This window comes from Pseudoalteromonas sp. APC 3495 (assembly GCF_030407645.1).
GTDB lineage: Bacteria > Pseudomonadota > Gammaproteobacteria > Enterobacterales > Alteromonadaceae > Pseudoalteromonas > Pseudoalteromonas tetraodonis.
Genome location: NZ_JASDDA010000040.1, coordinates 1 through 15,769, shown reverse-complemented (window position 1 = coordinate 15,769; position 15,769 = coordinate 1). Strand labels below are relative to the sequence as shown.

The 15,769-nt window shown below is 38.9% G+C and carries 12 protein-coding genes and 1 other RNA gene; 11 read left to right on the top strand and 2 right to left on the bottom strand.

Annotation, left to right across the window (positions count from 1 at the left end):
• Positions 1-7 precede the first annotated feature (7 nt).
• A complete protein-coding gene (locus tag QL984_RS14505; protein ID WP_290172897.1) occupies positions 8-1,633 on the bottom strand; it encodes a FapA family protein in 1,626 nt (541 codons plus the stop codon).
• Between the two features lie 249 nt (positions 1,634-1,882).
• On the opposite strand from QL984_RS14505, the gene ssrA reads away from it, so the two are divergent.
• The 6 genes from ssrA (at position 1,883) to QL984_RS14475 (ending at position 6,450) form a co-directional block, all read left to right on the top strand.
• Positions 1,883-2,239, top strand: a transfer-messenger RNA (tmRNA) gene (gene ssrA / locus QL984_RS14500).
• Positions 2,240-2,413: 174 nt separating this feature from the next.
• Positions 2,414-3,649 (top strand): integrase domain-containing protein, encoded by a 1,236-nt coding sequence (locus QL984_RS14495; RefSeq protein ID WP_290172896.1) that lies wholly within the window; start codon positions 2,414-2,416, stop codon positions 3,647-3,649.
• Positions 3,650-3,657: 8 nt separating this feature from the next.
• The gene (locus tag QL984_RS14490; protein WP_290172895.1) at positions 3,658-4,929 is read left to right on the top strand and encodes a hypothetical protein; all 1,272 of its coding nucleotides are present in this window, start codon (positions 3,658-3,660) and stop codon (positions 4,927-4,929) included.
• A gap of 105 nt (positions 4,930-5,034) precedes the next feature.
• Positions 5,035-5,298, top strand: coding sequence for an AlpA family transcriptional regulator (locus QL984_RS14485; RefSeq protein ID WP_008111294.1), 264 nt, complete (start codon positions 5,035-5,037; stop codon positions 5,296-5,298).
• Complete coding sequence (locus tag QL984_RS14480) at positions 5,295-5,609, top strand: hypothetical protein (RefSeq protein ID WP_290172894.1); 315 nt, start codon at positions 5,295-5,297, stop codon at positions 5,607-5,609. The genes QL984_RS14485 and QL984_RS14480 overlap by 4 nt, the downstream gene beginning before the upstream one ends.
• 280 nt (positions 5,610-5,889) lie before the next feature.
• The gene (locus QL984_RS14475; RefSeq protein ID WP_356947850.1) at positions 5,890-6,450 is read left to right on the top strand and encodes an inovirus-type Gp2 protein; all 561 of its coding nucleotides are present in this window, start codon (positions 5,890-5,892) and stop codon (positions 6,448-6,450) included.
• Positions 6,451-6,705: 255 nt separating this feature from the next.
• On the opposite strand, the gene QL984_RS14470 is transcribed toward QL984_RS14475, so the two are convergent.
• Entirely contained in the window at positions 6,706-7,791 is a 1,086-nt protein-coding gene (locus QL984_RS14470; RefSeq protein WP_290172892.1) for a zincin-like metallopeptidase domain-containing protein, read from the bottom strand.
• Positions 7,792-8,025: 234 nt separating this feature from the next.
• Between QL984_RS14470 and QL984_RS14465 the strand changes: the two genes are divergently transcribed.
• The 5 genes from QL984_RS14465 (at position 8,026) to QL984_RS14445 (ending at position 15,506) form a co-directional block, all read left to right on the top strand.
• Entirely contained in the window at positions 8,026-10,077 is a 2,052-nt protein-coding gene (locus tag QL984_RS14465; RefSeq protein ID WP_290172891.1) for a class I SAM-dependent DNA methyltransferase, read from the top strand.
• Entirely contained in the window at positions 10,077-11,417 is a 1,341-nt protein-coding gene (locus QL984_RS14460; RefSeq protein ID WP_290172890.1) for a restriction endonuclease subunit S, read from the top strand. Before QL984_RS14465 ends, QL984_RS14460 begins: the two co-directional genes overlap by 1 nt.
• Positions 11,418-11,419: 2 nt before the next feature.
• The gene (locus QL984_RS14455; RefSeq protein ID WP_290172889.1) at positions 11,420-11,830 is read left to right on the top strand and encodes a hypothetical protein; all 411 of its coding nucleotides are present in this window, start codon (positions 11,420-11,422) and stop codon (positions 11,828-11,830) included.
• Positions 11,823-15,047 carry a DEAD/DEAH box helicase family protein gene (locus QL984_RS14450; protein ID WP_290172888.1) on the top strand — a complete coding sequence of 1,075 codons (3,225 nt, stop codon included), beginning with the start codon at positions 11,823-11,825 and terminating at the stop codon, positions 15,045-15,047. The genes QL984_RS14455 and QL984_RS14450 overlap by 8 nt, the downstream gene beginning before the upstream one ends.
• Before the next feature lie 75 nt (positions 15,048-15,122).
• Positions 15,123-15,506 (top strand): hypothetical protein, encoded by a 384-nt coding sequence (locus QL984_RS14445; protein WP_290172887.1) that lies wholly within the window; start codon positions 15,123-15,125, stop codon positions 15,504-15,506.
• The last annotated feature ends 263 nt before the right edge of the window (positions 15,507-15,769 follow it).

The following is a 15,769-nucleotide window of genomic DNA, read 5'->3' as shown; positions in this document are numbered from 1 at the left end:
TGCGTTATTAAAACGATTGCGTTATTTTACCTTCACTGTGAGTAATTAAATGTGGTGGATAATTACGCGAAAAGCTAATTGATTCTCGTGCAATTTTAAGCTCCACCCCGGGGTGCATAAGCTCATTAACTTTTAAACGACTGAGCGCTAAAAGCTGCGCCATTTTCTTTCTTAGCAACTGCTTTTGCTGACTGATACTGGCGCTTCGGTTTGCTATGTGTTCTTCATTCGTTGTTATTTTATTCAAAAACTGCTGACGCTGTGCGCTTGCAACTTGTTTATTAATTCGCTGGCGCGCTTGCTGTAGTTCAATTGACTTACTGATTAAAACTTTCTCAAAGTCAGTGATTTGCGCTTGTTTTTGTTTTAGCACATACCATCGCTGTGCAATGCAAACACGGGTTTTAGTTCCTGCTGGTGCGCCCAATTCACCTGTTTCAATGCGCATTGCGTCTAGAATATGGCCACCAATAATTTTCCCTTTAGGATCTTTTGCGCTGCCAACCCTAATTAAATTTCCAGCACTCAAGTCACAATGTAATGATTGGCGCTCTATTAATAAGTTTTGCTCCGTTTTTATGTCACAGTATTGAGAGTAACCAAGTGCAACGGTTCGTTTAGCAAAAATAGAACAGGTGAATGGCTCATCGGCTTCTCGTTTTCTGCCAATTGCCCCCTTTACTATTGTGATGGCGCTATTACTTTTTAACTGCGCCGATTCAACAAAACCTAAAACAGTAATATCGCCGGTAGCAGTCACGCGCATGCCATCTTTTATATCACCACTGACTATAATACTGCCATCAAATTCAACATGACCGGTACTTGGGTCAATATTATGAAAACATAAAACATCATCAACACGCATACCACGGGGAAGGGCAACCGGTACACCAGTACAGTCGGCAATTAGTAAGTTGGGGTTATCGGGCGCAATTTTAGTACCGTCAAAAGGTTGTAATTTATGCTCTTTGCCAGGGATTGCAGTTAGCACATCTCCAAACACAGTAAAGCCATCAACTCCCGATGTTGCTGGAATACGCCGCATTAGTTCACACCCAGGTTTTACAGTAATAATATCACCTAGATTTCTCATATCGACTTTACCACCGCCCTTAGCTTGCGGGCTAAGTACGCGGTCTTGCGCTGTGCAGCAAAGACGCACAAATTTGGCATCGTTACCCACTTTAGGCGCGCGACCAAAAGCGACTTCAGCGCAATGCGTGCTTCCTGAGGGTTGTTCAAACTGTTGTGCCAATAACTGTTCTAATGCAAGAGAGCTAATACCCTTTACAATCCCTGCCTGAGCTAATACGTCAATTGCTTGTTCTACGTAAAGTAATTTACCGCCCTTAGCAGTAATAAGGGTAGCTTCAACAAGCATATTTTTTTCATCAATGTTAATGGTTAGCTTTGCATCAATGGCTTGAGCAACCACCAAAGAGGGGGTCTCTTCGTCGTTATTTTGAGCAAACAACTTACCAATATTGCTAGCAATAATGTCACACTCGCAATATTCTGACTGCCTAATTAATTCAATAAGCTGTGTTGCTGTTGAGGCTAAACCTGAGACATTAGGGTGGGAGAGCAAAGAGATATGCCCCGTTTGCTCATCAAAAGAAAAAACCGACATTTATAAATCCTCTAGGTAATATGCCTGTTATTATTTTTTATATTGTATTAGACCAAGGTCTAGCCCTACATTTGAGCATAAAGCATTATGCTTGTTAAGTAATTGTTTCTTAATTATCCAATATTTTACATTTAAAAGTGTGTTTGATGCAGGATTAACCAACCAATAAAATAAAACGCCTAAGGTGTTGAGTATTGATGGGTTACTCAGTTATACTGCTTGCACGCTCTGAATGAGTAACCTTATTCAGGGGCTGATTAGGATTCGACGGAATTCAAGAAGCCCGAGGTGCATGTCGAGGTGCGGTTTGCCTCGTAAAAAAGCCGCAATTTAAAGTAATCGCAAACGACGATAACTACTCTCTAGCAGCTTAGGCTGGCTAGCGCTCCTTCCATGTATTCTTGTGGACTGGATTTTGGAGTGTCACCCTAACACCTGATCGCGACGGAAACCCTGGCCGGGGTTGAAGCGTTAAAACTAAGCGGCCTCGCCTTTATCTACCGTGTTTGTCCGGGATTTAAAGGTTAATTAAATGACAATACTAAACATGTAGTACCGACGGTCGAGGCTTTTCGGACGGGGGTTCAAATCCCCCCAGCTCCACCACTTTAAAAACTAAGACGCCAATAGGCGTCTTTTTTTTTGCCTTGAACCCCCGCATTGCTGGCTTTTCGCCAAGTTACGATTCCAAGTAGAGTTTTTAATGAACAGTGACATCCAGATTTTAAAGTAGTACATTTGGTGGTACCACTTTAATTAAAGAAAATCGGGTACTACTTTATGGCAAAAACAAAACCACTAACCAATACGGAAGTTAAGCAAGCCAAGGGAAAAGAGAAAGTATATAAACTATCTGATGGTGACGGCTTGCAACTTAGAGTTAAACCTAACGGCAACAAATCTTGGTTGCTAGACTATTACAAACCCTACACAAAAAAACGGACCAGTATTGGTTTAGGTGGATACCCGGCTATATCTTTAGCGGATGCTCGTAAACTAAAATCAAAATTTAGAGAGTTACTAGCTAAAGACATCGATCCCAAAGAATATAAAGATGATCATGAGCGTATACAGTTAGAGGCAGTATCAAACACCTTCAAGCATGTTGCTACTAATTGGTTTGAAATAAAGAAAACGCAAGTAAGTGAAAACTACGGCATTGATTTATGGCGATCGCTAGAAAATCATTTATTTCCAGAGTTAGGAAAACTACCTATAAGCAAAGTAACGGCACCAAAAGTTATTGAGGTAATAAAGCCTTTAGCTGCGAAGGGAAGTTTGGAAACGGTTAAACGCTTATGCCAAAGGTTAAATGAAATAATGACCTATTCTGTCAATACAGGGCTAATACACGCCAACCCGTTATCTGGCTTAAGGGCTGCTTTTCAAAAGCCAGTCAAAGAAAACATGCCTACTATCCCACCTGAAGAACTTCCTGAGTTAATGAAAGACCTTAGTTATGCGAGTATAAAGCTTGTTACTCGTCTTTTAATCGAGTGGCAACTACATACCATGGTTAGACCAAGCGAAGCCGCTGGTGCGACATGGCGAGAAATCAACCTTGAAAATAAGGTGTGGGAGATTCCAGCAGAGCGAATGAAGAAGAAGCGCGGACATAATGTTCCACTAACAGATCAAACAATAGAGTTACTAAATAGGTTAAAGCCAATCAGTGGTCATCGAGAGCATATATTTCCGGGTGATAGAAATCCCCGTTCTCATCTTAATGAACAAACTGCGAACATGGCTTTAAAGCGTATGGGGTATGAAAATCGTTTAGTTGCTCACGGCATGCGGTCTATTGCCAGTACGGCATTGAATCAACATGGCTTTGAAGGTGATGTAGTTGAAGCCGCATTGGCCCACGTTGATAAAAACGAAGTAAGGCGAGCATACAACCGAGCAGATTATTTAGAACGTAGACGAGTAATGATGAGCTGGTGGTCTGAATATATAGAGTTAGCTAAGCAAGGCAAGGTCGGTGTCTCTAATGCTACTCTAAAAATAGTGGGTTGAGGTGCTTTATGAATAAATATAAAAAAGGGTTCACACCGGAAGAAGCTGCACTGATTGCTGTAGGCTTTGAAAGGCATTCTAGTCTAAAAGCCATAGAAGATGACATTAATGCATTACAAAATGACTCAAGGGCTTTAGAAAAGTATTTCCCAGCTGATGAACAATTACATGTAAATATAGAGCAAAAAGAAGATTTTATACGATCTGTAGTTAACGAATTAGTTATCGAAGCTAGAAACATTAAAGATGCTTTAAGTTCAGAGGTACTACTTGCCTATGAAAATGAACGAGGAAATACTGAAAGAACTACAACGCTTAAAATCTATTTAACTCAGTTTATAAACTCGAAGAATCGTACGGTTTGTACATCAAGCTCTCAGTTAACAAAAGCTAGCTTAGCTAAATGGTTTGAAGAACAGGATGAAGAGCAAAAGAGTAAAAAATTTAAGAACCCCACTAATTTACCAAGACTAAATCGATTTAAAGATGCTTATATAGCCGAACATGCAGCCCTTATTTCTGTTGGTTTAGAAAACTATCAAACAATTGATTCGGCATATGATTCCCTAGAATATCAGGATGAACAGCTCATAGAAGCAAAAAGATTAGCAGAGTTTGCTGGTGAAAATATGGAACTTGATATAGACGAATGCCTTTCAGTGACAGTTATAAATAAGGCTCTTGATGTAAAAGAAGCATTAATCGAAGAGCTAGAACTTGTAATGCAATGGGATAATTACTATCTGGAAGGTATGGATTTGTGTGAGTTAGGTATTGGCCCAGAAGAAGGTAAGCCTTCACGAGAGACTGATATTGTTATTCTTAAAAAGGTGATGACTGACGATAGCTGTATAGACTTTGACAGGACATTAATTTCAAAAAAAAGCATAGCTATTTGGTTATGGAACAATGCAGAAGTGGATTATGCTAAAAATATACTACCTAATATAGAAGCCGTAATTCAAGATATGATTAAAAGTGAAAATACAAAAAGCTACGATCACACCATGAATACTGAAAAGAAAACTGCTCGCCGCATTAGAACGCCAGAATCAACGTTATTAGATTCACTCGGACTTATGGCCTGGCTTTTATCTAAAAAAAGCAATAGGTTCCAAAATGGTGAAAAACCAAATGCTTCACAAATAAAAAAAGCAGTTGAAGATATTGTTATAGGTTTAGACCTAAACAACGACCCTGATAACCAATTGATGCTAAGTAATTTAAATAAAGATATAAAACTTTCATTAAAACAATTAGAGGGTAGATTTAAACTATAACTTTAAGCCAGCCAAAATAAGCCAAACAACTTTTTGGCTGGCCAACATTCCAAACAAGCTTTTTAGTATTCTGTAAAAACTCAATAAACACAGGAGTTCTTACAAATGAACATTAAAAGTTTTTCTAAAATTATCCGCAGACCTGAAGTTTTAAATAAAACTGGCTGGTCAAAATCGACACTCTATAACCGCATTAATGATGGCCTATTTCCTACGCCCATAAGCTTGGGAGTAAGAGCTGTTGGCTTTGTGGAAAGCGAATGTGACAAAGTAGTCCAAGCAATGATTGCAGGTTACACAGAGCAACAATTAAAAGCATTAGTACAAAGTATTATTAGTAATCGTGGCATAAAGGAGTTGCAGCTATGATCCGTAGAAATAAATGCTTAGAGCTAGGTTTGCCAGAGCCAAACGATTGCCAAAAAGAGTCGAATTATGTGTTGAGTGTGATAAGCCAAGGGCTAACAATAAATACTAACATGGCTCGCTATATTGGAATTGATGACCTGCAAGATGTGGTATGTGCACTTAAACGAAAAGGCTACTTATTTATAGTAAAATATAAAGAGGCTGAGTGCCCATCAACGGGGCGGTTAACAGCATTTCCGGTAATGGTTTTGTTGATGACGGATGAGCAGCAAGCATTGTATAAAAGAGAGGAAAGCCGCAAAGAAAGTTAATTTCAATGCGACTTATCAATGGTGTGCTGGTGGCGCAATGTGGAAGTTAAACCACCAGTACGTTTAAGCATAACGTTAATTACCTAGCTAAACAATGTTAGTACTCGCTTACGCTGAATGCATTGTATGGGTTTAAAAAACGCTTATTGGTCGCTATTTATAGGTTTTTGACCCTATAAATTATTAGCAAGGCCATGACGCTTTAAATTCATACTTATTGAATAGTGATAGTAGTGACTAACACGCTACTAGGTAATTAATAATATCTCTTGAGTGTTGTATGTCTTATAAGGTTAAGGTTAGGGCTATCGAGGTAAATGATCAGGTGTTCTGGGTGAACGGTCAGCATAGTGGTATTTACTTAACTATGGCCAAGAAGATGATAAACCAAGTTGATATGATATTAAAGCATCATAGCAAAGTACACCTAATTCGTTTCGATCTCCGCCTTTACGAGTACTCGTCGGATAATCAAATAATTACAAAATTTAATCGAATCCTATTTAGGTGGCTTAAGCGAGTATATAACTTAAAACGGGTAGGTTTCATTTGGTGTCGTGAGATTGAAACTGCTAAGCAGCAACATTACCACTACGTTTTGATGCTCGATGGTCATAAAGTACGTCATCCGTATGATATTTTAATTAAGGTAAAAGCTATCTGGGAGCATCAGCTACAAGGTTCACAATATACCCCAAAGCACTGCTACTACAACATTGTGCGAGGTGATTACGATTCACTCCAAGAGGCTATATGGCGTATTTCTTATTTGGCTAAAGTGAGAAGTAAGGGAAAGAAACCGCCACAAACAAAACATTATGGAACAAGTCGTATCAATTGAAATGTGTATTATTGTTAACTTTTCACGCGTGCTAAATGTTTGTGAAAGTCTTCAAAGTGTTAAGGTGTGTCTCGGTTTACTATGTATAGCAACCGGAACAATGCGGAACAAATCGGAACAATCTAAAATAACTAAGATTATGATAATAATGATTTTATATTTTATTTTGGAACATGTGACAGTACTTTCAAACGATTTGTTCCTGTTTTACGATAAGCCCTCTCGTTACCACAACCCTAATAAAACATTCAGCAATTACCACTCAATAAGGTGTTTATTTGGTTTAGAGCATTGCTCACAAAACGATAAATTTTCATAACGGGTTAACGTAACACTATAACTTTCATGGCAATGGATACAGCACGTACTCACTTTTAGCGTACTTACAAAACCTGTAAGAATTATTTTCTCTGGTTCTACTGCTTTACTATCATTAAGTTGTTCAAACTCTTTATCTTCACAATCCACATTAGCGTTTTCAATGCCTGTTAACTCATACAAAAAATGTACTGCTTTTTTTGCATCATCTACGGCTTTAAATAAGTAACGAAAATCATCTTTTAAATGCTTTATCCAAGACTTCAAATAAGCTGCATGATCTGTTCTTGGTGTAATTGTATTTTCAAGCCGCGTACATATAATTGCAGCACCTAGTTCAGCAACAAGCTCTTCATATGCATACTGCTCAGTACTATTGTTAGCTAAGTTGCGCTTCATTCTAGTGTCATGACCACTCCAATGAATTAACTCATGAATAGCAGTCGCATAATAATTATGCTTTTTGCTGCCATGAGAACTATCTACAAAATTAGTGGGGGATGGCAGATATATTTTATCTTCGTGTACTCTGTAAAATGCACCGGTATTACCATGCGTAATATTAGCTTTGCATCGAGCTATAAATTTATCAGCACTCGGATCTATCGGTATATCATCTGCAAATAAATCAGGGTGCGCGGGGTTGTAATTATTTACTTGGTCAGCGTTGAATACCGTATAAGGTTTAAAATAAATAATATAACCTTCATCACTAGGGTTATTTTTTTTAGCGTAAATAGGGCGAAATAACCGCGTTCCCTTTGAGCGAATTTTTACCTTCGCTTTTTTTGTATTCCATTGTTTAAGTGTCGCCCATTCATCCGATTGAAATGCATTATCAAGGGTAGACGCCCAAAGTAATGTTGCGTTCATTCCACTAAAAAGGTGGTGTGTAACGGCATTTTTAGGTTCTAAAAAGCCATTATGCCAAGGTGCTATCCATTCCCCCAAGTTCTCCTGCATTTGCTCAATTAGCTTATCTACTACACCTCTTACATGTGCGTCTACTTCTTCCTTTTTCATAATTTAATTCCCTTTTAAAGCTATGAGTTATTTATAGATTACTATTTGTTAATTATGAATATTACCTTAATCTGATAAAGCTTCTCTACCTACAACACAATAAAGGTTACAATACCCTTAATAAAAAGTACTGCCTTCAGTGCTGGTAAATAATCCTTAAATCTTGCTTAAAAAATAGCATATCTAGTGATATGGTAAGTTAAGTTACGGAAAACAAAATAATAAAGGGTCAAAATGACAGATAACAACTTCTCTTCAACCGCTGCTTTTTTATGGTCAGTCGCTGACTTACTTCGCGGTGATTTTAAACAATCTCAGTATGGCCGTATTATCCTGCCTTTTACACTGTTAAGGCGTTTAGAGTGTGTGCTTGAAGCCACTAAACCTGCCGTGCTTGAAAAGTACGAAACCGTAAAAGCTATGCCTATTGAAGCGCAAGACAAGCTCCTTACTCACGCAGCGCAGTTAAGCTTTTACAATACCTCAAAAATGGATTTAAACCGCCTTGGCGAAACCGATGTAGCCAGTAACCTAGAAAGCTATATTCAGTCGTTTAGCCCCAATGCGCGTGAAATTTTTGAGCACTTTGATTTTTTCAATACCATCGACAAACTAGAAGAAGCTGACCTGCTTTACAACGTTGTAAAACACTTTAGAAAAGAAGACCTGCACCCAAATGCCATTAGCAACTATGGCATGGGTTTAGTGTTTGAAGAGCTAATTAGGCGCTTTGCTGAAAGCTCTAACGAAACCGCGGGTGAGCACTTTACTCCGCGCGACATTGTGCGTTTAACCACGTCTTTAGTATTTACCAATGACGACGACGCGCTTACGCAATCGGGCTTAGTTCGCTCAATTTACGACCCAACAGCGGGTACGGGCGGGTTTTTATCATCGGGTATGGAATACGTACTAGAGCTTAACAATAAAGCATCGCTTTCAGCATTTGGCCAAGAGCTAAACCCAGAGTCATACGCTATATGTAAAGCCGATATGCTTATTAAAGGCCAAAAGGTCGATAACATAAAACTCGGTAATACATTATCAAACGACCAGCTACGCACCGAAAAGTTTGACTACATGTTATCTAACCCGCCATTTGGGGTGGACTGGAAAAAAATTCAAAAACAAATTAACAACGAACACACCGAAAAAGGCTTTGAGGGCCGCTTTGGTGCGGGTTTACCGCGCGTGTCTGACGGCTCGTTACTGTTTTTAATGCACTTAGTTAGCAAAATGCGCCCACAACACGAAGGGGGTTCGCGCATTGGTATTATTTTAAATGGCTCCCCTTTATTTACCGGTGGTGCCGGAAGTGGCGAGAGCGAAATTCGCCGTTACATTCTCGAAAACGACCTGCTAGAGGCCATTGTAGCCCTACCTACAGATATGTTTTACAACACCGGCATAGCAACTTATGTGTGGGTTCTTTCAAGCCACAAGCCAGCTAACCGTAAAGGTAAGGTTCAACTTATCAACGCGGCAAAAGAGCGCGCCAAAACAGGCGGTCGTGGTCGCAGTGGCGGCGGTGAGGTTGAAGGGAATGATGAGAATGTATTCTATGCAGCTATGCGTAAGTCACTCGGTAGCAAACGTAAAGAACTAACAGAAGATGCAATAGAAACCATTGTTAAAACATACGGCCAATTTGTAGAGAACGACTTTAGTAAAATATTTGATTACCAAGAATTTGGTTATCGCCGTATTACTGTAGAGCGCCCATTACAACTGGCAGTTTATCCAAAAGATGAGTTACGTATTACTGCTTTAACAACCGACAAAGCATGGGATAAGTTAAACGAGCATGCTCAACACACTATTCTTGCAGCGCTTGCTTCACTTAATAGCAAGTATTTATCTCGCGATGTATTTTTAAAAGCACTGACTACTGAATTAGATACAGCAACACCAGCGGTTAAGCTAAGCGCTGCACAACTCAAGCTGATAGTTAAACATTTAAGCGAACACGACGACGAAGCAGAAGTATGCAAAACTAAAGGCAAATTAGAAGCCAACCCAGACTTACGCGATAACGAAAACGTACCGCTCACTGAATCTGTTGAGGACTACTTTGCGCGTGAAGTACTACCGCACGTACCAAACGCGTGGATTGATACTAAAAAAACGGACGAGCAAGACGGTGAAGTCGGTATAGTCGGCTACGAAATACCATTCAACCGCCACTTTTACGAATATGTACCACCAAGATCACTGACCGAAATTGATGCGGATTTAGATAAAGTATCGAGCGATATCATGCAGCTACTTAACGAGGTGCATTCATAATGACGGGGCGTTATAAAGCATATTCAGAATATCAAGATTCTGGAATTGATTGGCTACACGATATCCCTACGCATTGGAAAACCATCCCAGTCGGTCGTTGTTATAATAGAGTAAAACGAACTGGATACGAAAGCGAAGAACTACTGTCAGTTTATCGAGATTATGGTGTAATCCCTAAATCAAGCCGCGATGACAACAATAATAAGCCTTCAGATGATTTGTCACCTTATCAACTTGTTTGTAAGAATAATTTGGTAATGAATAAGATGAAAGCTTGGCAGGGTTCAATTGCTATTTCAGAGTTTAGAGGGATTGTTAGTCCAGCATACTTTGTATATGAGCCATTAAAACAGGCAAACAGCTTAATATACCCTAGGTATGTCCATTATCTACTTAGGCACCCGATCTATATCAATCAGTATATGAGTCGTTCCAAAGGTATCCGTGTAAATCAATGGGATTTAGATCCTGATGAGTTTCAACGTATTGAATTATTACTCCCGGAAAAAGATGAACAAGAAAAAATTATTAACTTTCTGGATCACGAAACCGCTAAAATCGACACTTTAATCGCGAAGCAAGAAAAGCTGATTGGGCTGTTAAAAGAAAAGCGCCAAGCGGTTATTTCTCACGCAGTAACTAAAGGACTAAACCCCGATGCCCCAATGCGCGACTCAGGCGTAGAATGGTTAGGTGAAGTGCCAGAGCATTGGAGCGCCTCAAAGTTAAAGTTTAACTGCATTTTAATAGATGGAGATCGTAGCTCTGTATACCCAAATGATAAAGACCTTGTAGATTGTGGTATACCATTTGTGTCCTCAAAAAATATAATTAACTTTTGCTTTACCAAAGAAAAACTAAATTACATAAGTGAAGAGAAGTTTAATCAATTGAATCGAGGTAAGTTATTAAATGGAGATTTAGTAATAACAGTAAGAGGAACGATTGGACACGTTGCGATATTTGACTCGAAAGTACTTGGCCATAAAACAGGATTTATAAATGCTCAAATGATGATAATAAGACCAACAAAAAAATTAACTAATTATTTAATGTATGTGAGTGAGTCTAACCAATGGAAAGAGCAATTAAATATTGGCTCTTATGGTTCTACAGTCAAACAGCTTTCTAATCAGATTCTTGGTAATGTATTTTTTTCTTTACCACCTCAGAATGAAATTAACGATGTGGTTGGGTATTTAAATAGCCGAACAAGCAAAATCGATCATCTAATAAAAAAAGCTTCAAATGCTATCGATTTAATGAAAGAGCGTAAAACAGCAATGATATCAGCAACGGTAACGGGCAAGATTGATGTACGTGATTGGAAGGGAGACTAACAATGGATCTGCTCCCTACTGCCAACTTACTTATTAGTTCGCTTAGTGCTATTTCATCAATGGTTCAAGCTTATAATTCATCAAAGACAGGTAAACAACAAACAGATAAAGCGATAAAAAGGCTTGATGAACCACTAAAAGTAGGTGGTAAGAAAGTTTCACAAGTTATTGATAGTCATTTATTAAATGCCTTATCTGATAAGGCGGAAGAAGAAGCGCGAGAGTTAATTGCTTTAATTAATCAAACTCAAGACGTTGAATTACTTAAAAAACCAATGAGTGATGCAAACATTAGACTGTGTTTTTATCTTGAACAAATAAAATCACACAACGATGAAAAGTTGCCAACTAAACGATTAAACCAACTTTGGCTCTCACATAGATGTGAAAAAAAGTGGGGTTGCAATGTCTGACAAAGCACAAGAAAGAATATTCCAAGATGACATTATTGACCAAATGCTTTTACAAGGCTGGTTATTGGGTGAGTCGAATAAATATAATAAAGAGTTAGCCCTTTACCCAGAGGATGTAATTGCTTTTGTAAAAGGCTCACAGCCTGAGCAATGGGATAAACTGCAAAAACATTACCCTGAAACTGATAGAAGCCCAAATGCAACCACTGATGCATTACTTAAAAACCTAGAGCGTAACTTAAAAAATAAAGGCACGCTTTGGGTATTACGTAATGTTATTAAAGACCGTGGTGCTAAATTTAGTTTATGTAGTTTTAAGCCTGATCACGATTTAAATCCTGATGCGGGCGCTCGCTACGGTAAGAATATTTTACGCGTAGTGCCTGAGCTTAAATACTCACCTAACGGTTATGATGGCCGATTAGATTTAACCCTGTTTGTAAATGGGTTACCTGTTGCAACTTGTGAGCTTAAGTCTGAATTTAAGCAGTCTCTCAATAATGCCAAAGTGCAGTATATGAAAGACCGCCAACCAAAAGATCCAACCACTAAAAAGGCAGAGCCGTTACTTACCTTTAAACGCGGTGCGTTAGTTCACTTTGCAGTAAGCCAATATAATGTGGCTATGACGACCCGTTTAGCGGGTAATAAAACTTTCTTTTTACCGTTTGACCAAGGTACCGCTGAAGGCGCTGCGGGAAATGATAGTCCGGCTGATGGCGGCTATGCGACCTCGTACCTTTGGAACGAGATATTTCAAAAAGATAACCTATTACTTATTTTAAGCCGCTATATTCACTTAGAAGTAAAAGACGAAGAGCAACTTGATGGCTCAATAAAAGTAAAAGAAACCATGATATTCCCGCGTTATCATCAATGGGCTGTGGTTTCTAAGCTTATAAATACAGTTGATTTTGAAGGTACGGGTAAAAAGTACCTTATTCAGCATAGTGCGGGCTCGGGTAAGTCGAACTCTATTGCGTGGTTGTCGCATCAGCTGGCCTCTAAACATTACTTAACTGAGCACCCAGAATTACAAAAACAAGCAGGCGACAAAGTATTCGACTCAGTAATAGTCATTACCGACAGAACCGTTTTAGACAGCCAACTACAAGATACTATTTATCAGTTTGATCATAACGAAGGGATGATAGCGCGCGTTAACCGCGAAGAGGCACAAGGCAGTAAATCGAGCCAGTTAGCCGGTGAGCTAAAAGCCAGTACCTCAATTATTATTGTAACCATACAAACCTTTCCGCATGTTTTAGAGGCAATACGTAAAGATTCTACTTTAGCTGGGCGAAGTTTTGCAGTAATAGCCGATGAAGCACACTCTAGCCAAACAGGAACAACCGCACGCAAGTTACGTGAAGTGCTAATGGCTGAACAACTTGAAGGCGATGACGAGCTAGATAGCGAAGATATGCTGCGTTTATCGCTAGAGGCTCGTAAAGGCTCTAACAATATTAGTTATTTTGCCTTTACTGCAACACCAAAAGCGAAAACCCTAGAGCTATTTGGCCGCTCTGAAGATTTAGACGCGCCGTTAAGCGATACAAATAAGCCATTACCCTTTCATGTGTATTCAATGCGCCAAGCCATTGAAGAAGGCTTTATTTTAGATGTACTGCAAAACTACACCAGTTACCGTGTGGCGTATCAATTAGCTCACGATAACCCGCAGTCTGACCAAGAAGTAGATAGCAAAAAAGCAGCGTCTAAAATGGCTAAATGGGTAAGGCTACACCCATACAATATTGCCCAAAAAGTTGAAACAATTGTTGAGCACTTTAATGCCAAAATTAAACATTTGTTAGGCGGAGAAGCCAAAGCAATGGTGGTTACAAGTAGCCGTTTAGAGGCTGTAAGGTACAAGCTTGCTTTTGAAAAATATGTAATGGATAAAGGCTATGAAAACGTCAATGCGATGGTCGCGTTTTCTGGTGAAGTGAACGACCCAGATATTCCTGATCATGTGTTTACTGAAAAGGCGATGAACCCTAATTTACGCGGCCGTGATATGCGCAAAGCCTTTGACACTAACGACTACCAAGTAATGTTAGTAGCGAATAAGTTTCAAACAGGGTTTGACCAACCTAAATTAGTGGCTATGTATGTTGATAAACCATTAAAGGGCGTTGAGTGTATACAAACGCTCTCTAGGCTAAACCGTACTTGCAAAGGTAAAGACAAAACCTTTGTACTTGATTTTGTAAACGACCCTGAAGAAATTTTAGAAGAGTTTAAAGTTTACTTTCAAACAGCTGAGCTTTCAGACGTATCAGATCCAAATATTGTTTACGACATAATGGAGAAGCTTGCTGAAGTAGGCATTTACCAATGGTTTGAAGTAGAAACCTTTGTAACCGCTTATAACAGTAAACATGCTAAGCAAGACAAGCTCACTAATATTATGAAAGCGCCTGTAGAGCGATTTAAGTTGCGCTACAAAGAAGCCACCACGGTACTGCAATCTGCCCAAAAGGAGCTGGCTAAAGCGAAAGATGACAACAACGACAAAGCGATTAAGTACAGTGAAAACAGTGTTAAGCACGCTAAAGAAGCCAGAGATATTTTAGATGTGTTTAGAAAAGATTTAATCTCGTTTTATCGTTACTACGAGTTTAGCTCTCAAATTGTTGACTTTAACGACACTGACCTAGAGAAACTCAGTGTATTTACTAAAAACTTACACCCACTATTACGCATGGATGTAATAGAAGACGACGTTGACCTAACTGATGTAGTTATGACGCATTATCGGCTGCATGAACAACGCGAAGCTGATTTACAACTAGGCCATAAAATTGGCGAAGAACCTAAAAGCTATATACCACCAAGTAAGGAAGGCTCGGGCGCAGTACCAAAGGATCCAAAAACTGAGCTTTTAAACGAAATAATTGAGCGTATGAACGACCTGTTTGCCGAAGATGGGCTATCTGAAAACGATATGGTTAATTACGCTAATGCAATTATGGGTAAAGTAGCTGAAAACGAAACCGCAATGGATCAGGTTAAGCACAATACCAAAGAGCAAGCCATGCTAGGCCAATTCCCTGAAGCAATTCAAAACGCGATTATTGAAAGCATGGACACTCACAACGCAATGGCCATGAAAGCTCTATCAAGCGACTTAGTGTCTAAAGGCATAGCGAGCTTGGTATTCGACATGCTAATGAAAGGTGTTGCGGGTAAGAACGATGAGCAACGCAGTTAAAGCTTATTTCTATAGGTAAGCCGTAATAGCTTACCTTTTTAATTAAATGAAAAGACTCATTTACAGGCAAGCAATATGGAAGTTAAGTTCAACTCATTACATGACTTAGTAAAGCTAATTCTTGAAGGTAAAGTCACATTTAATGATGGCAGTAGTGCATATAGTTTGATAGAGACTATGTGCGACACATATTTTGAATGTGAGCAGGTAGCGGATTATAGAGGGCATTGCTCTGCTGATGATGTACAGCAAGAGCTAGAATGTGATCTTGGTGATTTTGGATGGGCAGAAGTAATCTTTTACGATTTTGATATGCACGAAATAAAAAACCAGCTAGCGATATCAGACCGTTGCTCTAGGCTTTATACCGACGATGAGCTTGAGCATTTTATAAGTGAGTATTTGAGCAGTTGGCGTAAAAATGCAATTAATGCTCTTTTAGATAAGCTAAAAAATTGATAAAAATATAAAATTAATATTTTAGCCACAAATTTTTAAATCCTAAGTGTTGAGAGTAAAAATGGCATGAGTTTTAACTCAAGTAGTACTGGAAGTGGTACCTTGCTTTCTGTTTGTTATGTTTGTGGTTATAATTCAATTGTTTATAGTCATGGTTAAGATGACCCCAGCCCACCAATAAAGGTTTTTAAATTCGTTTGTTTAAAAACCCTAAAAAACCCGCAACTTGAGCAATCAAGTCGCGGGTTTTTTTATGGCTAAAA

What these genes read in the sequence shown, in the direction of transcription:
- QL984_RS14505 (WP_290172897.1), bottom strand. Translation starts at nt 1,633, where the DNA reads ATGTCGGTTTTTTCTTTTGATGAGCAAACGGGGCATATCTCTTTGCTC.
- QL984_RS14495 (WP_290172896.1), top strand. Translation starts at nt 2,414, where the DNA reads ATGGCAAAAACAAAACCACTAACCAATACGGAAGTTAAGCAAGCCAAG.
- QL984_RS14490 (WP_290172895.1), top strand. Translation starts at nt 3,658, where the DNA reads ATGAATAAATATAAAAAAGGGTTCACACCGGAAGAAGCTGCACTGATT.
- QL984_RS14485 (WP_008111294.1), top strand. Translation starts at nt 5,035, where the DNA reads ATGAACATTAAAAGTTTTTCTAAAATTATCCGCAGACCTGAAGTTTTA.
- QL984_RS14480 (WP_290172894.1), top strand. Translation starts at nt 5,295, where the DNA reads ATGATCCGTAGAAATAAATGCTTAGAGCTAGGTTTGCCAGAGCCAAAC.
- QL984_RS14475 (WP_356947850.1), top strand. Translation starts at nt 5,890, where the DNA reads ATGTCTTATAAGGTTAAGGTTAGGGCTATCGAGGTAAATGATCAGGTG.
- QL984_RS14470 (WP_290172892.1), bottom strand. Translation starts at nt 7,791, where the DNA reads ATGAAAAAGGAAGAAGTAGACGCACATGTAAGAGGTGTAGTAGATAAG.
- QL984_RS14465 (WP_290172891.1), top strand. Translation starts at nt 8,026, where the DNA reads ATGACAGATAACAACTTCTCTTCAACCGCTGCTTTTTTATGGTCAGTC.
- QL984_RS14460 (WP_290172890.1), top strand. Translation starts at nt 10,077, where the DNA reads ATGACGGGGCGTTATAAAGCATATTCAGAATATCAAGATTCTGGAATT.
- QL984_RS14455 (WP_290172889.1), top strand. Translation starts at nt 11,420, where the DNA reads ATGGATCTGCTCCCTACTGCCAACTTACTTATTAGTTCGCTTAGTGCT.
- QL984_RS14450 (WP_290172888.1), top strand. Translation starts at nt 11,823, where the DNA reads ATGTCTGACAAAGCACAAGAAAGAATATTCCAAGATGACATTATTGAC.
- QL984_RS14445 (WP_290172887.1), top strand. Translation starts at nt 15,123, where the DNA reads ATGGAAGTTAAGTTCAACTCATTACATGACTTAGTAAAGCTAATTCTT.